The organism is Lysinibacillus agricola (assembly GCF_016638705.1).
Taxonomy (GTDB): domain Bacteria; phylum Bacillota; class Bacilli; order Bacillales_A; family Planococcaceae; genus Lysinibacillus; species Lysinibacillus agricola.
Genome location: NZ_CP067341.1, coordinates 3,043,446 through 3,063,139, shown reverse-complemented (window position 1 = coordinate 3,063,139; position 19,694 = coordinate 3,043,446). Strand labels below are relative to the sequence as shown.

Here is a 19,694-nt window from a genome sequence, read left to right as displayed (position 1 = left end):
TGCCTCTAACGAATCAGCAGACAACAGGATTTCCCAAGTATCGTGATAAGATTATTGCCCTACTGGTAATTAATTCTGTATCATGGTGTACGAAATTTTTGTATTTTCATAGTATAATTTTACTTTACACTGTTCATCATATGAAATAAAGGATATCGAAAAAAATTGCGAATTTTGAATTATTATTATATAATAATTTTTTAATTGAAAAATTCTACTTCTATTACATAAAAAATATTAAGTATTAATTGAGGTGAGCTAGAATGCTTGAGCGTTCAATGGAGAAAAACACGGGAATGTAAAAAAGAAAGGGAGTGATAGAAAGAAGAGCACAAAAGTTGATAGCTCTTCTATATAAAAAAGAAAAGAGGACTATTATTATGAATAACTATCAAAGCATCTTTAGTGAAGGATTTGATTTAAAATATTGTGTGAAGGGGCAAGGTAAGCCAATATTGGTAGTGGGTAGCAGTGTATATTACCCACGCTTGTTCTCGGAAAACTTATATAAACATTTTCAATTTATTTTCTTAGATCATAGAGGATTTGTGGAGCCACCTCGTGCTTTAAAGCAAGAAGACTATACTTTGGATAAAATTGTAGATGATATCGAAACAGCAAGACAATTGCTCAAACTTGAGGATTTTATCATTTTAGGACATTCTGGCCACGCATTTATGGCCTTGGCATATGCCGAAAAATATCCTCAGAATGTTCAGAAGGTCATTTTATTAAATTCAGCACCGACAAACAGTCAAGAGAGACAACAGCAAAGCTTTTCATTTTTTAATGAGACTGCCAGTGCTGAGCGAACAAAGCAATTTGAGCATGATATTGCTTTCTTAGAAAATGATATAAACAATGATCCTGATAGACGATTTGTGCATATGTGTATTCGCATGGGAGCGCATAGCTTTTATGATTATACGTTCGATGCTGCTTATATGTGGGATGGCGTATATACAAACATGGAAGTTATTGATTACCTTTGGGGAGTAGCATTTGCTGAACGAAATCTAATCCAATCAATGGCTCGCGTAGATAAACCTATTTTTGTAGGGTTAGGTAGATATGATTATTTAGTCGCTCCTGTTTCGCTTTGGGAATCAATTGATCATTCTTATAAAAATGTGAAGAAGATCATTTTTGAAAAAAGTGGCCATAACCCAATGTTTGAAGAACCAAATACTTTTGATAGCGAATTAATCAATTGGGTTAATGAATAGAAGAGACTGATGACCAGTTGCTCATGTGGCTTAAAAGATCAATAACTTGTAATAAAGTTTGCTCAAAATCCAGTATTAAATAAAATGTACCCTATAAGATAGTCACTTAAAAAAAGTCTCTCTTATTGTTTTATTAAGAGTCAAAGTGAAAATCTATAGATAACAATATTTCTATAGAATGTGCAACATGATAATGAATAAAATAAAGAGGCTGGGACAAAAAAATGTTAGACCAAGATATAATCGGTCTAACATTTTTTTGATTTTAAATGGGAAATTCACTTTGATGAAGCAGAAAAGTTATTATCTCTTTTCGCCATTTTTCTAAATAAACGAGTTCTATCCCAGCCTCTTTATTTTGAATATAGATAGTAATTATGAAAGGATTAGCGGATAAAGATATTACAAAATTACATCAAGCGAACGATATTCTTATAAATCTTGATTACAACTACAACATAGAAATATTTAGTAAGAATGAACTGGAACAAATTAAAGCTAAACTGAAGTGAAAAAGGGAACAAATCATTTTTACAATTTTTATCTTCATACTTCGATTCCTAGTTTAATGAAAAAATTGAATGAGCATACATTACACATAGTAAAATTGTGAATAAATGTACTTAAACAAACGAGTGCAATTGTTCAATAGAGCGATCGCTTCTTGTGCTAACGTAAGCAGAATAGTTCACAGGGTTTTTAGTTCATATGGTAAAATATATTTATGGAGGAGGGGCTAAATGGATAGCTTTTTCATAATACTTATGGGCTTTTTTATCGTTATTGCAAATATTATTGGGTTTATATTTTACAGAAAAAAGAAAAATCTGTTTTTTTCTGCTTTTACAATATTACTACTAGCAGTCTTATTTGGTGCAATCGGTGGTGCATTAGCGATATTTATTATTCGCGATCCTTTTGCAATGTTTTATGGCATGCAACTAGGGTACTATTTAATGATAAATAGTGTCATCGTTTTTATTATTGCAATTTTAGCAACCGTCGTAAAAAAATATAACAGCAAAAACATGTGATTTACGACTATTCAACTCCCATGAAAGAACGTAATAATCTTTCATTTTTTGTGGTGAAGTGCTGATTTTTGCGCTTCATGGATGGCTAACGAGGGCGTTTCTACAACAAGTGGAGATGCTTTTTTACTTATGGTGCAGTTTAGTTTTAGAAGGACATTAAACCAATAAGAAGAGTAATAAAATATAAGAGCTATGTTCTTAGGAGGAGAAAAATGAAAAAAACATTAATCATTATTAGTATAGTTTTACTTACACTTTTAACAGCCTGTAATTCCTCTTCAAAAGTTGTTGATGACTATGATACAAGCCAATTAAGTGCTGATTTTGGTGACAATGAAGCTTATGAAATAGGAGCTAATGCTAAGGGAATGCCCGTTTTTAAAAATCATAAGAAAGCATTACAACAAGCTCAAATTGATTATAAAAAAGGGTTTGCTGCCACTGCTAAAGAACATGCTTTAAAGCCTATTAGCCAAAGAAATTATAAAAATTATATGTCCTATGCTTGGCAACTTGAAACTAATGATGAAACCGTTGTTCAACAAGGTGTAATGATAGCGAAATTCTTGGATATTTATGAAAATAGTTTCGAAAAATGAAAGATGAAATAGACTTGTTATAAGTAAATTAACTAATCAGTCTGTTCACAAGCTCTTCTTTTGATAATGGGTGGAACTTATGATCCGGACGCATGGACAGCAACAAATGTTTTCTGTAGCGGAAGCGAAGCGACAGCAACAAATGTTTTCTGTGCGAAAGCGAAGCGACAGCAACAAATGTTTTCTGTGCGAAAGCGAAGCGACAGCAACAAATGTTTTCTGTGCGAAAGCGAAGCGACAGCCACAATTACGCCAAGGCGATATAGTAGTACCAAAACAAAAGAACCCGGAAATAATATTCCGGGTTTGATTACCACTTACATTTCTTCCTCCATGACACACTGCCTCGCTTCCGCATTGGCTCTTAAGATTTTCCTAAGATAACCGTACTTTAGCTTTCTTCAGTATTGATGGTCCTTCAGAGCTATCGATCAGCCTTACTCATCGGGTTAACCCTCCTAGTCACATTGGATTTGAAGTGAAATCTTTAATAGTATAGATCAACTAATATTTTTTATACGCATTATTTTTGTGAAATTAGAGTTCCTTTTATGTTATTTGGAATAGTGCGGGAAATGCCGTCAAGGGCTTACCGATCAAATTATTATGAAGGATCTGCAGTAATCGATGAAATAAAACTATTTGTCCCAATAACTAATCCTTGATAACATTCTTTAATCGAACTAGCATGGTGTAGATTTAAAAGAAAGATGTACCGTTTAAAAGAAAGTTATACCGTTTATAACAAAGTTGTACCGTTTTTCCCCTTTGGATATAATTGTCTAACCTTACCCAAATGATTTAAACTATATTGAAAATACAAGTACTGCAGCAATGAGAAATGAAGTATTCTATGTTGATTTTAAAAAGGATAACGGTTGGGGAATCGGAGTAATTATGGGGACAGCAGTTTTTCCTCGTAATGGAACTGCTACGCAAGGTAATTATGTTAAATAATGGATGATTTTCACGCAAGGGGCCACCGATGCATCCGATAGCAAACCTTTTCACCCATTTATCCTTATTCCAGGCCTTTTTTTCTATCTATTCATGGTATACTTTTACGGAGTTTTAGCGGAAAGGAGATTTCCACGCCCTATGTTAAAAGAACGAATCGATTTTTTATGCAAAAAGAAAAATATCACCCGAAAAGAGCTGGTTGAAGGTTTAGTGACGCAAACCCATTTTGCCAATATCCTCGCAGAGCGTTACCCTCTTGCCGCTGATTTGGCTGAACATATAGCCTCCCGTCTCAGCGTCTCTCCTGCTTATTTGCTGCAGGCTTCATCTCAATCGCCGGATACGTTGACAAAGGCAGAGAGCATTTTCGAAATGTTATCCCAATCCACTGCATCCATCGATGAACAGCAGGTTAACGATCTGCCGGACCGCGACGATGCTTTAACCGTTGAGTTGACCACAGCCTTAATGAAAGCCGTGTATTACCAGCAGCTTAATGACGCGGCAGCTCATGATTATTTGCACCGGAACTATTTGAATTATTACTTGGATAAATACGGTCGTCCTGACGACAATGATCTGCCCCTGCCAGCCAAAAAAGCGATGTTTTATTATAAAATCCAACTTTTCAGATCCAAACACCATTACCACGAGGCACTGCTTCAAGCACGAAAACTTGCGGAACTGCTCGCTCCAGGCAGCGAGCCATGGCTGACGGCGCATAATTTCATGCTTGAGGCCTTTATCTATTTGAAACAGTATGATCAGGCGAAACAGACGTTTGAGCAAATGATGAAGCATGTCTATGAACAAAGGCTCTTTCACCGTTTGAGCGGGTTCTATCTCACTTACAGCGGTTATCAGTTTACGGTCGGACTTGTTCAGGAAGCGCTGCTAGCCTTATCCATGGCGGAAGCACATTTGGTTTACACCTCCAGTCAGGGCGAAATGATGACATCCATAATGAACAACCGAATTATCATGCAAACGCTGCTGGGCGAATATGACAAAGCCGCATTGGAGATTGACCGCTTTAAAGAAATGATTCGGCGCGAACCAGAAGAAATTAGACAGAAGTTCCAACCGCTGCTCGATATTTACCGCTGCGAGTTGGCACTAAACCAAAAGCAATGGGCATTGCTCCCGCAGATGATCAAGGAGCTTGAAAGCAGCGCCGAAACAACCGATCAACAAATGTCGCTGCAGTTCTACCAAAGCCAACTCTCGTTTGCGCAGGGGCAGTTCGAACGTTCAATGGAGCAGGCCATGGCCTGTTTGCCTTATTTTGAGTCCATTCAGCAAACCAACCGCTTGGAGACTCTATATGAGTCGCTTGCCGTCGTCTCTGAGGATGCCAGAAAATACAAGGAATCAGCTGCCTATTACAAGAAGCTAGTTTACCTTCTGCGGAGCAAATAATAAACCGGATTTCAGTCGGAAAACCGCAATACGAATGGGCTGTTCCCAACGTTAAAAGGCGGATTTTCCGCTTTTTTTTGCACTAAAAGGGCGGATCTTCGCAAAATTCACTCCTTAAACCGGAAGTAAAACCGCTGATCACCGCCACCATATTGTATCCTTTCAAACCCGTTGTCACCTTTCCATCCGCTGTTTACAATTGTGATAGAGACATCGATGAACTCAAAAATACGATTGTAGCGAGGTGCTTAACATATGGGCTGGTTCGGTAAAAAGAAACATGCACAGGACAATTTGGAAAAAGCGGATCAATTATTAAATAAAGGCTTGAGCGGCATGATGATGAAGGGATTCATCCCCAAACAGCATCGCGAAGCCATGAATCAAAGCATTGAGCAGGCTAGGCAAGCGCAGATGGCCGCGGGAGGTTCCGTTCCTATCACTGCTACCGCTATCGTCCTTTCGGTATGCGATACCGGAAAACTGATTAATTTTGACCCGGTTGTTATTTTGGAGCTGGAGGTGACGGAAACCAGTGGCAGCCGTTATACGAAAACACTCGAAACGCTTGTATCCAAATTACAGATGCCACGGGCCGGGGACCACATCGGACTCGGACAGCATCCGGCCAATCCGGCGGAACTCATCTATGTTGGCCCCATGACTAGAATCTGACCCGGGAGGGATAATGATGCAAAAAAGCTTAACATCACTTGGCATGATTACCATGCTTGGCGTTTGCTTTTCCCCGCTGCTGGCTAATTGGATATGGGACGATCCCTTTATCATTATAGGTTCTTCTTGGTTTGTGCCAGCCATCTTTGCCAGTATTGCCCTGTTGATTCTTCCACCCATATTGAGTAACGTCTTTGGTGTCGGTACCGTCAAGAAGGGGCAGTCAGCAGTGGGACTAATTACGAATATCCGGCAAACCGGAACGGTGATTAACAACAAACCGGAAGTCAAGCTGGAACTGATGGTAATAAGACAGGGCCACGACAAATACCCGGCCAAGCTGCGGATGATTGTTTCTGTCGCGAATTTACCACAATTTCAGCCTGGATCTGTAATTCCCTTACTGATCTCGGTGAAAAATCCCAACAAGATCGGTTTTGATGCCAAAGGTCATATGAATCAAAATGATCTTCAATCGCTTTTTAATGAACAGCTTGTTAAACAAGGCTTGAGTCCGGAACTAGCGGATATTGCGCAAACCGGGGAGAAAGGTTTAGCTAAAGTAATGGATGTGGTACCACTGGGTATGGCCGCATCCGGAAAAGTTCAACTGCAGCTTACTCTCGCCGTTACCAAACCAAACAGGGAAACATTCAAGGTGACGGTACAAAAAGAACTGCTTGTCGTGAATTTTGCCCGGGTGCAGCAAGGTCAAATCATCAATGTCATCTATTCCCCGCAGGACCCTGCGAAGCTGACGATCGTGCTGCCGGTCACGGAGCAGGAAATCCGGCAGACGTTCGGTACATAAACATGGAAAAGCGTTAGCCTCCGGGTTGCAGCCGGACCTCTTCATTTTTAACTTTATTTATGGATGAATGAAACACTAATTAAAAACAATAATGGTAACATTCGGTGAAACTCAATCAACAGGCAAATAGAAACAACCTTTCATTTATGTACTATATACTAAATATTTTAAAATGAGAAAGAAGTGAGGAAACTGAATTACGGAAAAACGATGGTTGAATTTTTTTCTAGCGCGGAAGAACTTAAACAACTTCACAAAATAATTAGTGATTACAACTTACCTATTAAAAGTGAAGATACCTTTGAAAAACAAGCGGTGGAGGTTAGCGAATATTTAAATGAACCTACTTTTATCGAAGCTCGGAATAAAAAACGATCTTTAAACATTATGTCGGGTGTTATTGCATTACCAATCGTTGTCTTTATTGTTTATATGATATTAGGAAAGTTAAAAATAATAGATCGAGGGGATATCTTTAAAAATGTACTTGATTGGTTTTTAGCTTATCCATGGGCGTTTATTCTGTACGCTTTTGTATTTGCTTCTATCGTAATTACACACAAATTAATAGAAAAGAAAATGTATTATAAAATATATCCTAATTTAAAGTCTAAATTATTGGACCAATTAAACTAAAATATTGAAAAGTAGTTTTTAACTAACTTTCTCTCCAAATCAATTGAAAAATACCTTTAAGGAGATAGGAAAGGGTGAGCGCTCTTTCCTATCTCTCATAATTCCAGTGCTTCCTTTTACAAACTCACCATTTAGTGAAATATCTTTTAAGTCTGATTCCCACTTAAACCATTCATTTATATTTGCGTATAATGACCAATTTTTGTCTGGTGTAGTATTAACTCCTAGTTCAAAAGTAAATTTCATAAACTACTTCCTTTTTTTCTATAATAAACATCAACAATAATTTCTTTACTTGAAAAACATTGTTATACAGAATCTTTGTCATATCCAGCCTGAACCATGTTTAATTAAGCAGAGGAAGCTAGCTTAACATAATTTTTCATGGTTGACCTTTAATTAATTTTTTATGCAACGCTAGTAATTTTTTACAAAAAAATGATGTATGCCGTTTCGCAAGGGTGGCTTAAAACGCCAAAGTTTCATTGATTCACAAGCGCATTCAAAAGACAAGATAGCACAAAGATATGTTGACAACCATTTTAAAAAGCTTTAAGGTTATATCAACTAGCAACTTGTTATAACGTTATATTAACTTCTCCAAAAGTGAAAGCGTTGACGTGATGTTATGATTAGTCTTTTGGTAATAAATACTAATAAAAAGTCATTTTAGACTTTATTATTTTACTCCAACTTGTTATAACGTTATATCCTTTTGGCATGAGGTATTTTTAAACAAATATTAGGTTTAAAGCTTAGTTAAGCCAAAAATAATTATACCTCAACTTCTTATAACGTTATATCGATTACTAATGATCGGATAGGTGAATATTATGAAACCCAATATAGACAAAGATTCGAAGGTGCCTTTGCACTTTCAGATTTATGAGGAAATTAAGAAAAAAATAGAAAGTAAACAATTGCTCGCCGGTGACATGCTGTTGTCTGAAACTGAACTACAGAATCTATACGGAGTCAGCAGAATAACCATCAGACGTGCCATTCAAGATTTAGAGAATGAGGGATTTGTAAAAAAGTCGCAAGGAAAAGGAACAATCGTTTGTACCCCGAAACATAAGTATGATCTAAAGCGGCTCACTAGTTTTAGCGAAGATACAACAAAACTTGGCGAAATTTCAAGCTCCATTATCCAGGAGTTCAACATTATAAAGTCTGATTTCAAGGTTGCTCAATCCTTAAATATCTTGGAAGGAGATGAAGTGTATTATTTAGAACGAATCCGGTTATGTGGTGATGCTATCGTAGGTTTGCACAAGGCGTATATCAGAATGTCCAATGAATTTACTCTCGATCCATCAGAGTTCGATGAAAGGACCTCATTATATGACACTTTGAATAAGAAAGGAGTCCAATTTAAATACGCCGACGAAATTTTAGAAGCGAAAACACCGGACAAGAAGCTGAAGGAGATTTTGGATATAAAAGATAACATCCCTATATTTTATAAAGAACGGGTCATGTATGATACATCTGGAATTCCTATCGAATATGTAAAAATGTATTACCGTTCAGATGTTTATCAATATAAAGTAACCCTTGATGTATTTGATGACAAATAATTTATAGCTGTAACTGAGTTAGGAGGAAATCAAATCATGAAAATATATGATATTCATTCACACTTAGGAAAAACAAGTTCAGGTGACGAAAATACACCAACAGATATTGTAGAGGAATTAGGAAGATACGGGATTACCAAAATTGGGATTAGCAGCTTATCAGGAACTTCCACAAGAGCTCAAAACGACACCATCTACAAAGCGATGCAGGAATATCCAGGCATCATTGAAGGCTATGGTTTTATTAATCCTAAAGCATCCGATGCGATTGAGGAAGTTCATAAATGTTTAGACGAATACAAAATGAACGGCATCAAGTTTCACTCATGGAAACACGGATACTATCCAGACAATACACCTAGTTTAAATGATATTTTCTTTGAAATCGCAAAATACGGCGTTCATGTTCAAACACATGTTGGTACAGCTCCAATTAGCACACCTTATGTATGGGCAGAATACGCGAAGAAATTCCCAAATATTGATTTTCTCTTTACCCATACTGGTTATTATGAATTTGGATTATCAACAATCGAAGCAGTTAAAGATTTGAAAAACGTTTGGGTGGAAACATCAGGTCAAATGAATTCCGAGGTGTTAAAAAAATCGATTGAAATTCTTGGACCTGAACGAATGGCATTCGGAGTGGATTGGCCTTACAAACTAGTAAACATTGAAATTGAGAAATTTTTTGAATTAAATATTCCTGAAGATCAATTAGAACATATCTTCCATAAAAATGCAGAGTACTTATGGAGAATGTAAAGACTCGAAATTACGTTACTCAGCAAAACTCATCAAAAAGGAGCGAAAAAAAATGAACATTACTGTTTTTAGAATCGACGAACGATTAATCCACGGACAAATTGTCACTGCGTGGATTGCCTACGCAAATGCAAACAGAATTATTGTCGCAGATGACAAAGCAGCCAATGATGAATTTCAAAAAACATTGCTCCAAATGGCAACGCCAAAAACAATTGAACTGCAAATCCTTGGAATGGACGAAACTATTCGTACCATTAAAGAAGACACAAGTGATACAAAGACCCTGTTATTAGTAAGAGGACCAAAGGAAGCACTGCAAATGATTGAAGGCGGCCTTGATTTAAAAGAAATAAATGTTGGTAACATCAACATGAAAAAAGGCAAAACGAAGATTTTAGGTAACCTTTGGATAGACGATGAGGATATTCGAAATCTAAACAAGATACATGAAGTAGGTGTTGCCCTTGAAGTTCGTACAGTACCAAACGAACGCAGTCAAGATGTAATTAAATTGATCAGCAAATAACTAGTGAATAATCACCTTTTATGAATACAGCTTTAGAAAAAACATTTGGAACCATCTGGGGAGGTTTTAAAATGATTAACATTTTAGTTGTTACGCATGGAAAAATGGCAGAAGGAATCATTCATTCTGCAAAAATGTTTACAAGTGAAGCGGACAATGTTGAGTTTCTATGTTTAATGGAAGATATGGGCCAAGATGAACTTTCCGATTTAATGAACGAAAAAATGAAAGGGCTTTCAAATGAAGAACAATTCTTAATATTTTGCGATATTATAGGAGGCACTCCGTTCAAAATCAGCAGCAAATTTTCTTTTAACAACGACAATGTAAGTGTTTTTTACGGGGTGAATTTACCAATCCTTGTTCATGCGATTTTAACAAGAGATGGAAAATGCCTTAGCAGCCTAACTTCTGAATTAGTAGAAGTAAGCCACGACAGTTTAGGATTAAGTGACATATAAAAGAGCGAAGCGAAAATGATTATGCGACCTTGGTATAAAAGAAATCAATGTTGGCAACATCAATATGAAAAAAAGTAAAACCAAAATATTAGGAAACTTTGGGTCGATGAGGAAGATATTCGTCACTCACATCAGTCAGCTGAAGCACCTCTTGAAGTACGTACAGTTCCATATGAACGCAGTCAAAACGTCATCCAACTAATCAATAAATATAAATTTCAGTCATAGGCAGGGGGACTTACACATGGACATTCTACTACAGGCAGTACTAGTTGCATTATTTGTTACCATTGCATTTATTGACTCTCATACTTTGCAAACACATATTTTTAGACCTATTTTTACAGGGCCAGTCGTTGGATTGATTATGGGGGATGTGACCACGGGATTAGCCGTTGGTGTAACAATTGAGTTAATGTTCCTTGCGGTAATCTTCGTAGGGACAGCAACTCCTCCAGACCCCACGCTCAGTACAGCCATTGCAACAGGAATAGCGATTCTTGGTGGCGGTGGAACCGAACTAGCTGTTGCGACTGCATTACCAGTTTCCTTTATCGGCCAAATTGCTACCACTTTCCAAAACTCGGTGATCAACATCTTCTTCATGCACCGAGCCGAAAGGGCGATAACCAATTTAAATACGCGTGGACTTGTATTAAATAATACGGTCTATCCGATGTTAATGAACTCTGTTTTATATGGAATACCTGCTTTCCTAGCAATCTACTTTGGAGCAGACTTTGTAAAGGGAATCATTGAAGCCATTCCTGAGAAATTGATTACCGGATTAGCAGTTGGCGGAGGATTAATAGGTGCAGTCGGATTTGCGTTACTACTAAGTACAATCCAGGTGAAAAAATTCTGGCCGTTTTTATTCTTAGGGTTCTTATTTGCTTCGTATTTAGAAATAAACATGATCGGAATTGCATTATTGGGTGTCATTTGTGTTGCATTGTATTACTACCTGAAGATAGATGAACAAAACACTAATGCATAAGGAGAGAGTGAATATGGTGCAAGAGAATGAAAAAAAATTAACCAAAAAAGATTTATGGAAAGTATTTTGGAACCAAATGACGATTCGTGCCACAAATAACTATGAACGTCAGCAAAATGCTGGTTTTACCCAAGCCATGATGCCTGTTATTGAAAAAGTATATGATGATCCTGAAGATAAAAAAGAAGCATATGAAAGACATATGGAGTACTTCTTAACACAAGACATGGTTTCGGCTATTCCTGTTGGAATCAGTGCAGCTATGGAAGAAAGATATGCCAATGAAAGAGACTTTGATCCATCTACGATTGGCTCTGTAAAAACAGCCCTAATGGGACCATTGGCAGGATTGGGCGACTCCCTTCTAAATGGAACCGCAAGACCTATTCTAGCGGGACTTGCCATCTCATTAGTCAGTGCTGGGACAGGCTGGGTCGGACCGATCATGTTCGTCATTTGTATGGCCATTCTTTCACTAGGAGTTCGCTATCTGGGCGTTTTTCAAGGTTATAAACAAGGGATTTCATTAGTTGGCAAATTCCAATCATCTGGTTTAATTAGTAGGATTTCAGAACTTGCCGGTATTGCTGCCTATATTATTGTCGGTGGATTCATTCCATTATTAGTGGTTGTAAATGTCCCAATCAAATATACGTCTGGAGAGACAACCATCAGTATTCAAGAAACATTAGATAATTTAATGCCTGGGGTACTTGGATTACTCTACACCGGTCTCATGTATTACCTCATCACAAAGAAAAAAGTATCACCCATTAAATTAATCTTCTTAACTATGATTTTTGGAATCGTCGGAGTATACGCAGGACTTTTAGGATAATAGAAGCGGCACCGTCCCTATCCTCCCAAAATCGCTGGAGGGAAGAAGCTGCCCTTACATGAAAATCAAACAAGAAGGTGAAGAAATTTGATTATCGATATACATGCTCATATCAAAAGGGATGAGACAACTCACGAATATCTCGAACAAGAATTACTAGATGATATGAAAAAAAACTATATTTCCTTAAGGGTTGTCTCTGCGTTAGAAGGAAAGTCAATCCAGGATCAAAATAACTATATTTCGGATCTTGTAACAAGGCACCCCAATCAATTAGTTGGCTGTGCCGTCATAAATCCAAAAGAAGACAGTTCAGTAGATGAAACGAAGAGAGTGCTTCAGCTTTCTGGAATCAAAATGATTGAATTTAATTCAATAGAACATGGCTACTATCCTGATAGCTGTTCTAATATCGACCAAATTCTCGATATTGTCGAAGAAACCCAAACACCAGTGAAAGTTTTCACAGGAATTGGCTCAATGTCAATGCCTCAGCAATGGGCTCTTCATGCAAAAAAGCACCCAAATATCACATTTATTTTCCTTCATATCGGTTGCTTTGACTACGGCTATAGCTGTGTAGATGTTGCCAATGAACACGACAATATCCTAGTTGAAACCTCTAACCAGTATGAAGTGCAAGTTCTTAGAAAAGCATTTTCCGTGTTACCAAAGGAAAAATTACTATTCGGTTCTTATTATCCTACAACGTTGACCAAATGTTCGATTGACCTTTTTGATATGTTTAACTTGGAAGAGGACTATCTGGGAAGTATCTATTATAAAAACGCTGAAGATTTATTAAAGAAATAAAGTCACCATGAATAAAGGATATTTTTTTCTTTAAACCTGCAGGACAAATATCCACTACAAATGGCTATTTGCACATGATTCGTAACAAAGTTTGTGTAAATAGCCTAGTAGACGAGAAGGAGACGGTTTTATATGATTCAGGCAGCAGAAAGTGTTAGAAATCTTTTGACTACAGACGTTCAATCATTATTTGATGATATTGTTGGACAAAAAGTATTGGGCGCAGGCAATCACATTTCCATAATCGGTGACATGATTGAATCGATAGCATTGGACGGAAAACAAAATAAATGTCACGTCAAAGAAATCATAGTAAAAATTCAATCTGTTAGCCAATTTTTTATCAAAACAAGAGGAGAAGCAAGTCAGGCGGTTAGCAATGCTATCTTACTGATGACAAACAACCTGGAAAGTCATTCAGACAAACCAATTGATGAAGCTGTTGAAGAAATCATTAATCAAAAGAATGGTTACCTTGAATATAACAAAGAAGCTACATTAAAAGTTATTGACTACGCCAATTTTGCTGTCAAAGATATGAAAAATATTTTGGTTTATGATTACTCAAGTACTGTTGATAAATTTTTGAAAAGAATAGGCGAAAATGAGCAAACCTATACCATATATATTCCCGAAAGCCGCATTATTGATGGTGGACTTCCTTATGTGAAAGTCTGCCAGGAAGCAGGTCATCAAATTAAGTTTTTCCCGGATGCTGCGCTGATGTATTACCTAAAAGAATGCGATGTCGCGCTAATGGGAGCAGAAACGTTTTTTCCTGATGGGACAGGCTTTAATACAACTGGCTCTGATATCGTAGGTTTAGTTTGTGACTATTATAAAATTCCATTGTATTTTCTAACCCCTTTGATTAAATTGGATATTCGCCCGATTTATGGATATAAGAAAATGTTAGTTGTCCAAGAATTAGAGAAGAAATTAACCAAAGATTGGCCGGATCAAAATCTTGTAGAAAATATAGACTTTAAGGCTCCTGAATTACTTGGGGTAACACCTAAGCATATATCAGGGTTTATTACTGAAGAGGGAATTATCCCGGTAAATCAAATTTTCAATGTCAGCATGAATTACTATAAAAAGTTAGGAGGAGCGATCTAATGGTAGCGTTCAAACCAAATTGTACCGTCTTATCGATGATTCAGCCGCCGCCACTTCCGGGAAGTTATCGACACACTGATCAAACAATTGATGAGATTGTGTACTATTCCTTAAAGGAAACCGTGATGGTGCAGGAAAATGGCTTTGACGGAATCATTATTCAAAATATGAATGATATGCCGGTTAAGCAGCATGCTGAGCCAGAAGCAATTGCCTATATGACTAGAATTGCTTATGAAATTAGAAAAGAGTTTCCTAACTTAACAATGGGTATTTTGATGAACTGGGATGGCGTTGCCGGATTATCTGTCGCCGATGCGGTGGGTGCAGACTTTGTAAGGGTAGAACATCTCTTTACCGGAGCAAATGTAACGAGCGCGGGCATTCTTGAAGCGCAATGCGTTGATATTGCTAGTCTTAGAAAAAGAATCAGAACTAAAGTGCCGGTTTTTGCCGATGTATACGAAGTCCATGGCGTGCCACTAGGCCGTAAACCGATTGAAAATGCCGCTTGGGAGGCCGTTCACGAGGCATTTGCAGATGGACTATTTATCGCAGGAAATAGCCCGGCTGAAAGCATTGAGATGATCGAGAAGGTAAGAACGAAATTGCCTGATACTCCTATCTTCTTAGGCGGCGGAGCAACTGGAGATAACATTTATGAACTACTAAAATACTATGATGGCGTATCGGTGGCTACATGGGTGAAAAAAGGCGATATGAAAAATCCAATTGATTCTGAACGAGCTCGCATTTTTATGGAAGAAGCGAACAAGGCGAAGGAAATTCGAAAAAACAAACAATAATTTTTGGAGTCTGACCCCCACTCCACAATAGCGTTACCGCAGTGGGGTACTAGAGGTGTTGGTGAATATATTCGGCGTTAAAGTTAGCCTTTATTCGTTTGAAGTAAAAGTAATAAGAAAAGGAGCAGGAAAAAATATGATTGAAAAACAATATCAGGTTATTGAAGAAACAGGAATTCATGCTCGCCCCGCATCTATTTTAGTAAAGGTTGCTGGGAAATATGATTCAAGTATTCAGCTTGAATATAACGAAAAGAGAGTAAACTTAAAATCCATCATGGGCGTAATGGCTCTAGGAATCGGCCAAGGTGCAGAAATCAAAATTATTGTTGACGGTACCGATGAAAAAGAAGCATTACAAAGCATAGAAGAAATTTTAAAGAAGGAAGGTCTAGCGTTATAATGAGTTCTTTTACAGATCGAACACCTTTATTAAACGGTATTGCGGCTTCAAGCGGAATTGCAATGGCAAAAGCATATCGTTTAGTAGAACCGGATCTTTCGTTTGAAAAAGAAATGATTGAAGACATCGAAAAGGAAATTCAACGTTTTCAATCTGCCATTGGAAATGCGAAAAAGGAGCTTGAGGAAATACGGGATCGAGCAAAAAAAGAACTAGGCGATGACAAAGCAATTATTTTCGATGCACACTTACTGATTCTAAGTGACCCAGACCTATTAAATCATATCAGGGATAACATTAAGACAACAAAGGTAAATGCTGAATATGCTCTTGATAATACTACAGATATGTTTATCACATTGTTTGAACAAATGGATAACGAGTATATGAAGGAACGTATTGCTGATATTCGTGATGTGAGAAAACGGGTGCTTTCACACCTATTAGGCGTAAAAATTGTAAATCCAAGTATGATTATGGAAGAGGTAATTATTGTTGCCGAAGATTTAACTCCTTCAGATACAGCACAATTAAACCGTACATTTGTAAAAGGGTTTACAACGGATATTGGCGGCAGGACATCCCATTCTGCCATAATGGCTCGTTCAATGGAAATTCCTGCTATTGTAGGCACTAAAACCGCAACTGAGGTGATTAATACCGGAGATTTTGTGATTGTGGATGGTCTAAAAGGGGAAGTACTTATTAATCCTTCTCAAGAAATGGTTATGCAATATAAGAGGAAACTAGCCGATTTTGAAACACGAAAAGAAGAATGGATCAAGCTTATGAATGAAAAGACTGTAACTTCAGATGGTCATCATGTGGAATTAGCTGCAAATATCGGAACACCTAAGGATTTAGATCGTGTTGTTCATAATGGCTCTGAAGCAATCGGTTTATACCGAACAGAATTTCTATACATGGGCAAAGATCAGCTTCCCTCTGAAGAAGAGCAATATCAGGCATACAAAGAAGTTTTAGAAGGAATGAATGGCAAGACGGTCGTAGTTCGGACACTTGATATCGGGGGCGATAAAGAATTGCCATACTTGAACCTCCCAAAAGAAATGAATCCGTTCCTTGGCTTCCGGGCAATTCGACTTTGCCTTGAAGAACAAGGGATGTTTCGAACCCAATTAAGAGCTCTCCTTAGAGCCAGTACAGCTGGTAATTTAAAAATCATGTTCCCGATGATTGCGACACTGGAAGAATTCCGCCAAGCTAAAGCAGTTTTGGAAGAGGAAAAGCAAAAATTAGTTTCTGAAGGGGTTTCAGTCTCTGATTGTATTGAAGTTGGAATTATGGTGGAGATTCCTTCAACAGCAATTCTAGCCGATCAATTCGCGAAAGAAGTCGACTTCTTTAGTATTGGAACGAATGATTTAATTCAATACACAATAGCAGCTGACCGTATGAATGAACGGGTTTCTTACCTGTACCAACCGTGCAATCCTGCCATTTTACGACTTGTCAAAATGGTGATTGACGCAGCGCATAGGGAAGGGAAATGGGCAGGAATGTGCGGAGAAATGGCAGGAGACGAGACCGCGATTCCATTATTACTTGGACTTGGTCTTGATGAGTTTTCTATGAGTGCCACATCTATTTTAAAAGCACGTTCACAAATTCTTCGCCTTTCCAAAAGGGAAATGGAAGGTTTAGTAGAAAAGGCATTACAAATGAGCACAACTTCTGAAGTGATAGAAGCAGTGGCGGAAGCTACTAAAAAATAAATGCTATTAAGGAATGCAAAAGGAAAATGCGAACGTTAAGAATTCCATCTTTGAATTAGCCATAGCAATGAAAACTTCTAACAATATACTTGAGGTTTCGAATGAGGTTGGGACAAAACCTCAATAAATAACAAGCAGCCCAGAAAATTTTACGGACAGTAGAATTTTCTGGGCTTTGTAGTTGGACATATAAATATTTTCAATTTCGTTATCAGTTTGTGCAAGAAAAGCTTATTGAGAATGAAGCGAACGCAAACAAATTCACGTATTTAAAATTCCATTTTGTTTTACATTTACTTTCATTCTTAGATTTTTCGGTTTTTTAATAAATAACCTCATCGTAACTCTTGCTGAGACCTCTGTTTCGTAAATTACTTTGTAGCTCCTTACCAAGACTTTCTATCAACTACGTCATCAGCTTTGAGGGGTACTATTTCAATTACAATTTGTTCGTTCTTTATTTTTGCCATCTGGTAATCTCCTCCTAATATAATGGTAGCAGTTCCACCACTATCCCACCACTTTAAGTCACCTATTTTTGTTAGGAGTCAGTATTCAAATGTTCACCGTGCACATTGAAAAGTTGTTGAATTTCGTTAATGCGCTTTTTGTTATGCAATAAATAATGATGAATACTCTTCGGATTTTGTTGTCTTAAACCTTCATTAAGTGCTTGGAACATGCTAATTGTTGAATAGTGCGGTTCTTGCTTCGTTAAGTTATAAATAATCATCGACATGCGTGTTGTGTTTTGACGCACATTTTTAAACGCTTGTAATAGTACTTCGTTATTATAGCTTTCAAATGTTTTTTCCATATAGTCGTATGTGCAAATTAAATATCGGTAATAATCATTTTGCTCGTGCGCTTTAATTTGTTCTGCAATGATGCCATCAAGTATTTCCAGCAGTTCCACATTATTTTTTTGAATGAGATCATTGAGGACAATTTGTTGTAAATCTGCTAGAAAAAAGCATGTATCCAAAAATGTCTTTTCAGAAAAACCTTTAACGATGATACCTTTTTTATCAATTGACTGAATGTATTTTTTACGAATAAGCCGGATAAGTGCAGTACGAATTGGCGTGCGGCTCATGTTTAAGTCATCGCTTAATCTATTTTCGGATAGTTTTTCTCCGGGCATATAGTCTGCTTTAATGCAGCGTTCTAATAAAATTTCATATGCTTGATCAGCTAAAGATGTCATAGTAGTACCTCTCTTTCTATTCATAGCGTAGTATATTTAGAAAAAGATGTCAGTCACATTTACAACATTATAGTAATTATCTTACATCAAATTCACAAATCATTAACATTCAGCTGTTATATTCATCTTGTATACAAGTTTTATAACTAAATTATTTTTTGGAGGTCAACATGAAAACGTACAAGAAGTCACTTTTATTAAGTTCGATGTTAGTTGGTGCGCTCGCTTTAGCTGGTTGTAGTGGAGAGAAGCAAGATGAGTTCATTATTGCCTACTTACCACAAGAAAACTCAGAACAAAAAGCAAAAGTAGACAAAGCATTTGAGGAAGATTTAGAAAAAATCTTAGGAATGGAAGTATCTTCTTATCAAGCAAATAGTTACAATGCTGCAATCGAAGCAATGAAAAATGACAAAGCAGATTTAGCATTATTCGGTGCATTTTCATATATTGTCGCAAGTGAGCGTGCAGGCGCTGAGGCATTAGCAGGTATTAAAACAGATACATCGCTGCCTATGAGCGTATTCATTACAGCAAGTGATTCAGATATCGAGTCATTAGAAGACTTAAAAGGTAAAACGATTGGATTTGCGGACCCTGTTTCAACGTCAGGTCACTTAATGCCAAAATCATATTTAATTGAAAGCCTTGGTTTAACGCTTGAAGAAGTTGAAAAAGAAGGTAAATTCTTTAAGAGTATTAACTTTGCTGGTGGACATGATAAAGCGGTAATTGGTGTTACGAACAAACAATATGATGTGGCAACTGTATCACCGGGTGTACTTAAAATGATGGAAAAAAACGGTGTCATCAAAAAAGATGATTACAAAATTATTGAAGAAGTCCCAACGATTGAAGTAGGTTCTGGCGGTGCGTATGCAATTCGTGACAATCACTCAGAAGAAACGAAGAATGATGTAAAAGAGTTCTTATTAACATATGATGACCCAACGTATTTAGAGGCATTAACAGGCAGTAAAGATACAAAATTAGTCGAAGTACAAGATAGCGATTTTGATAAGTTTAGAGAAGTTGCGGAATCGTTGAACTTAAGCCCTGAAGAATTATTAGCGCACTAAG

General features: G+C 37.1%; 22 protein-coding genes. 20 read left to right on the top strand and 2 right to left on the bottom strand.

All coding sequences use genetic code 11. The annotated features are described in order from the left end of the window. Positions 1-380 precede the first annotated feature (380 nt). The 8 genes from FJQ98_RS14845 to FJQ98_RS14810 all read left to right on the top strand — a co-directional run bounded on the left by FJQ98_RS14845 (position 381) and on the right by FJQ98_RS14810 (position 7,360). On the top strand, positions 381-1,226 hold the full coding sequence (locus tag FJQ98_RS14845; RefSeq protein ID WP_053593493.1) for an alpha/beta hydrolase: 846 nt from the start codon (positions 381-383) through the stop codon (positions 1,224-1,226). 740 nt (positions 1,227-1,966) lie between these two features. Next, on the top strand, positions 1,967-2,260 hold the full coding sequence (locus tag FJQ98_RS14840; RefSeq protein ID WP_053593492.1) for a hypothetical protein: 294 nt from the start codon (positions 1,967-1,969) through the stop codon (positions 2,258-2,260). Between the two features lie 212 nt (positions 2,261-2,472). Then, positions 2,473-2,859: a hypothetical protein gene (locus FJQ98_RS14835; RefSeq protein WP_053593491.1), complete on the top strand. Its 387-nt coding sequence runs from the start codon at positions 2,473-2,475 to the stop codon at positions 2,857-2,859. Between the two features lie 79 nt (positions 2,860-2,938). Then, on the top strand, positions 2,939-3,169 hold the full coding sequence (locus FJQ98_RS14830) for a hypothetical protein (protein ID WP_201406475.1): 231 nt from the start codon (positions 2,939-2,941) through the stop codon (positions 3,167-3,169). Between the two features lie 788 nt (positions 3,170-3,957). Next, positions 3,958-5,238, top strand: a complete 1,281-nt coding sequence (locus FJQ98_RS14825) for a helix-turn-helix domain-containing protein (protein WP_053593490.1) — start codon at positions 3,958-3,960, stop codon at positions 5,236-5,238. Positions 5,239-5,493: 255 nt separating this feature from the next. Further along, positions 5,494-5,913, top strand: coding sequence for a hypothetical protein (locus tag FJQ98_RS14820; RefSeq protein ID WP_053593489.1), 420 nt, complete (start codon positions 5,494-5,496; stop codon positions 5,911-5,913). A 13-nt stretch (positions 5,914-5,926) separates the two neighbouring features. Continuing rightward, positions 5,927-6,724 (top strand): hypothetical protein, encoded by a 798-nt coding sequence (locus FJQ98_RS14815; RefSeq protein WP_241774512.1) that lies wholly within the window; start codon positions 5,927-5,929, stop codon positions 6,722-6,724. Positions 6,725-6,907: 183 nt separating this feature from the next. Further along, complete coding sequence (locus FJQ98_RS14810; RefSeq protein ID WP_201406474.1) at positions 6,908-7,360, top strand: DUF6097 family protein; 453 nt, start codon at positions 6,908-6,910, stop codon at positions 7,358-7,360. A gap of 39 nt (positions 7,361-7,399) precedes the next feature. On the opposite strand, the gene FJQ98_RS14805 is transcribed toward FJQ98_RS14810, so the two are convergent. Continuing rightward, positions 7,400-7,606 (bottom strand): SRPBCC family protein, encoded by a 207-nt coding sequence (locus FJQ98_RS14805; RefSeq protein ID WP_053593486.1) that lies wholly within the window; start codon positions 7,604-7,606, stop codon positions 7,400-7,402. A 587-nt stretch (positions 7,607-8,193) separates the two neighbouring features. Between FJQ98_RS14805 and FJQ98_RS14800 the strand changes: the two genes are divergently transcribed. From FJQ98_RS14800 to ptsP, 11 genes are all read left to right on the top strand, one after another. Continuing rightward, on the top strand, positions 8,194-8,940 hold the full coding sequence (locus FJQ98_RS14800; RefSeq protein WP_053593485.1) for a GntR family transcriptional regulator: 747 nt from the start codon (positions 8,194-8,196) through the stop codon (positions 8,938-8,940). 36 nt (positions 8,941-8,976) lie between these two features. Beyond that, positions 8,977-9,705: an amidohydrolase family protein gene (locus FJQ98_RS14795; RefSeq protein ID WP_053593484.1), complete on the top strand. Its 729-nt coding sequence runs from the start codon at positions 8,977-8,979 to the stop codon at positions 9,703-9,705. Positions 9,706-9,757: 52 nt separating this feature from the next. Beyond that, complete coding sequence (locus tag FJQ98_RS14790; protein ID WP_053593483.1) at positions 9,758-10,234, top strand: PTS sugar transporter subunit IIB; 477 nt, start codon at positions 9,758-9,760, stop codon at positions 10,232-10,234. 71 nt (positions 10,235-10,305) lie between these two features. Then, positions 10,306-10,695 (top strand): PTS sugar transporter subunit IIA, encoded by a 390-nt coding sequence (locus FJQ98_RS14785; RefSeq protein ID WP_053593482.1) that lies wholly within the window; start codon positions 10,306-10,308, stop codon positions 10,693-10,695. Between the two features lie 244 nt (positions 10,696-10,939). Beyond that, positions 10,940-11,692: a PTS mannose/fructose/sorbose/N-acetylgalactosamine transporter subunit IIC gene (locus FJQ98_RS14780; RefSeq protein WP_053593481.1), complete on the top strand. Its 753-nt coding sequence runs from the start codon at positions 10,940-10,942 to the stop codon at positions 11,690-11,692. 13 nt (positions 11,693-11,705) lie between these two features. Further along, a complete protein-coding gene (locus FJQ98_RS14775) occupies positions 11,706-12,530 on the top strand; it encodes a PTS system mannose/fructose/sorbose family transporter subunit IID (RefSeq protein ID WP_053593480.1) in 825 nt (274 codons plus the stop codon). An 87-nt stretch (positions 12,531-12,617) separates the two neighbouring features. Then, positions 12,618-13,343, top strand: a complete 726-nt coding sequence (locus FJQ98_RS14770; RefSeq protein ID WP_053593479.1) for an amidohydrolase family protein — start codon at positions 12,618-12,620, stop codon at positions 13,341-13,343. A gap of 132 nt (positions 13,344-13,475) precedes the next feature. Then, positions 13,476-14,462, top strand: coding sequence for an IF-2B domain-containing protein (locus tag FJQ98_RS14765; protein ID WP_053593478.1), 987 nt, complete (start codon positions 13,476-13,478; stop codon positions 14,460-14,462). After that, positions 14,462-15,268: a BtpA/SgcQ family protein gene (locus tag FJQ98_RS14760; protein WP_053593477.1), complete on the top strand. Its 807-nt coding sequence runs from the start codon at positions 14,462-14,464 to the stop codon at positions 15,266-15,268. The genes FJQ98_RS14765 and FJQ98_RS14760 overlap by 1 nt, the downstream gene beginning before the upstream one ends. A 136-nt stretch (positions 15,269-15,404) precedes the next feature. Further along, a complete protein-coding gene (locus FJQ98_RS14755) occupies positions 15,405-15,671 on the top strand; it encodes a phosphocarrier protein HPr (protein ID WP_053593514.1) in 267 nt (88 codons plus the stop codon). Continuing rightward, positions 15,671-17,407 (top strand): phosphoenolpyruvate--protein phosphotransferase, encoded by a 1,737-nt coding sequence (ptsP, locus tag FJQ98_RS14750; RefSeq protein ID WP_053593476.1) that lies wholly within the window; start codon positions 15,671-15,673, stop codon positions 17,405-17,407. Before FJQ98_RS14755 ends, ptsP begins: the two co-directional genes overlap by 1 nt. Before the next feature lie 541 nt (positions 17,408-17,948). Here ptsP and FJQ98_RS14745 read toward each other — a convergent pair. Next, positions 17,949-18,614, bottom strand: coding sequence for a GntR family transcriptional regulator (locus FJQ98_RS14745; protein WP_053593475.1), 666 nt, complete (start codon positions 18,612-18,614; stop codon positions 17,949-17,951). Between the two features lie 170 nt (positions 18,615-18,784). Between FJQ98_RS14745 and FJQ98_RS14740 the strand changes: the two genes are divergently transcribed. Then, complete coding sequence (locus FJQ98_RS14740) at positions 18,785-19,693, top strand: phosphate/phosphite/phosphonate ABC transporter substrate-binding protein (RefSeq protein ID WP_053593474.1); 909 nt, start codon at positions 18,785-18,787, stop codon at positions 19,691-19,693. The last annotated feature ends 1 nt before the right edge of the window (position 19,694 follow it).

What these genes read in the sequence shown, in the direction of transcription:
- FJQ98_RS14805 (WP_053593486.1), bottom strand. Translation starts at nt 7,606, where the DNA reads ATGAAATTTACTTTTGAACTAGGAGTTAATACTACACCAGACAAAAAT.
- FJQ98_RS14840 (WP_053593492.1), top strand. Translation starts at nt 1,967, where the DNA reads ATGGATAGCTTTTTCATAATACTTATGGGCTTTTTTATCGTTATTGCA.
- FJQ98_RS14785 (WP_053593482.1), top strand. Translation starts at nt 10,306, where the DNA reads ATGATTAACATTTTAGTTGTTACGCATGGAAAAATGGCAGAAGGAATC.
- FJQ98_RS14820 (WP_053593489.1), top strand. Translation starts at nt 5,494, where the DNA reads ATGGGCTGGTTCGGTAAAAAGAAACATGCACAGGACAATTTGGAAAAA.
- ptsP (WP_053593476.1), top strand. Translation starts at nt 15,671, where the DNA reads ATGAGTTCTTTTACAGATCGAACACCTTTATTAAACGGTATTGCGGCT.
- FJQ98_RS14835 (WP_053593491.1), top strand. Translation starts at nt 2,473, where the DNA reads ATGAAAAAAACATTAATCATTATTAGTATAGTTTTACTTACACTTTTA.
- FJQ98_RS14795 (WP_053593484.1), top strand. Translation starts at nt 8,977, where the DNA reads ATGAAAATATATGATATTCATTCACACTTAGGAAAAACAAGTTCAGGT.
- FJQ98_RS14780 (WP_053593481.1), top strand. Translation starts at nt 10,940, where the DNA reads ATGGACATTCTACTACAGGCAGTACTAGTTGCATTATTTGTTACCATT.
- FJQ98_RS14800 (WP_053593485.1), top strand. Translation starts at nt 8,194, where the DNA reads ATGAAACCCAATATAGACAAAGATTCGAAGGTGCCTTTGCACTTTCAG.
- FJQ98_RS14815 (WP_241774512.1), top strand. Translation starts at nt 5,927, where the DNA reads ATGATGCAAAAAAGCTTAACATCACTTGGCATGATTACCATGCTTGGC.
- FJQ98_RS14775 (WP_053593480.1), top strand. Translation starts at nt 11,706, where the DNA reads ATGGTGCAAGAGAATGAAAAAAAATTAACCAAAAAAGATTTATGGAAA.
- FJQ98_RS14765 (WP_053593478.1), top strand. Translation starts at nt 13,476, where the DNA reads ATGATTCAGGCAGCAGAAAGTGTTAGAAATCTTTTGACTACAGACGTT.
- FJQ98_RS14830 (WP_201406475.1), top strand. Translation starts at nt 2,939, where the DNA reads ATGATCCGGACGCATGGACAGCAACAAATGTTTTCTGTAGCGGAAGCG.
- FJQ98_RS14755 (WP_053593514.1), top strand. Translation starts at nt 15,405, where the DNA reads ATGATTGAAAAACAATATCAGGTTATTGAAGAAACAGGAATTCATGCT.
- FJQ98_RS14745 (WP_053593475.1), bottom strand. Translation starts at nt 18,614, where the DNA reads ATGACATCTTTAGCTGATCAAGCATATGAAATTTTATTAGAACGCTGC.
- FJQ98_RS14740 (WP_053593474.1), top strand. Translation starts at nt 18,785, where the DNA reads ATGAAAACGTACAAGAAGTCACTTTTATTAAGTTCGATGTTAGTTGGT.
- FJQ98_RS14845 (WP_053593493.1), top strand. Translation starts at nt 381, where the DNA reads ATGAATAACTATCAAAGCATCTTTAGTGAAGGATTTGATTTAAAATAT.
- FJQ98_RS14825 (WP_053593490.1), top strand. Translation starts at nt 3,958, where the DNA reads ATGTTAAAAGAACGAATCGATTTTTTATGCAAAAAGAAAAATATCACC.
- FJQ98_RS14790 (WP_053593483.1), top strand. Translation starts at nt 9,758, where the DNA reads ATGAACATTACTGTTTTTAGAATCGACGAACGATTAATCCACGGACAA.
- FJQ98_RS14760 (WP_053593477.1), top strand. Translation starts at nt 14,462, where the DNA reads ATGGTAGCGTTCAAACCAAATTGTACCGTCTTATCGATGATTCAGCCG.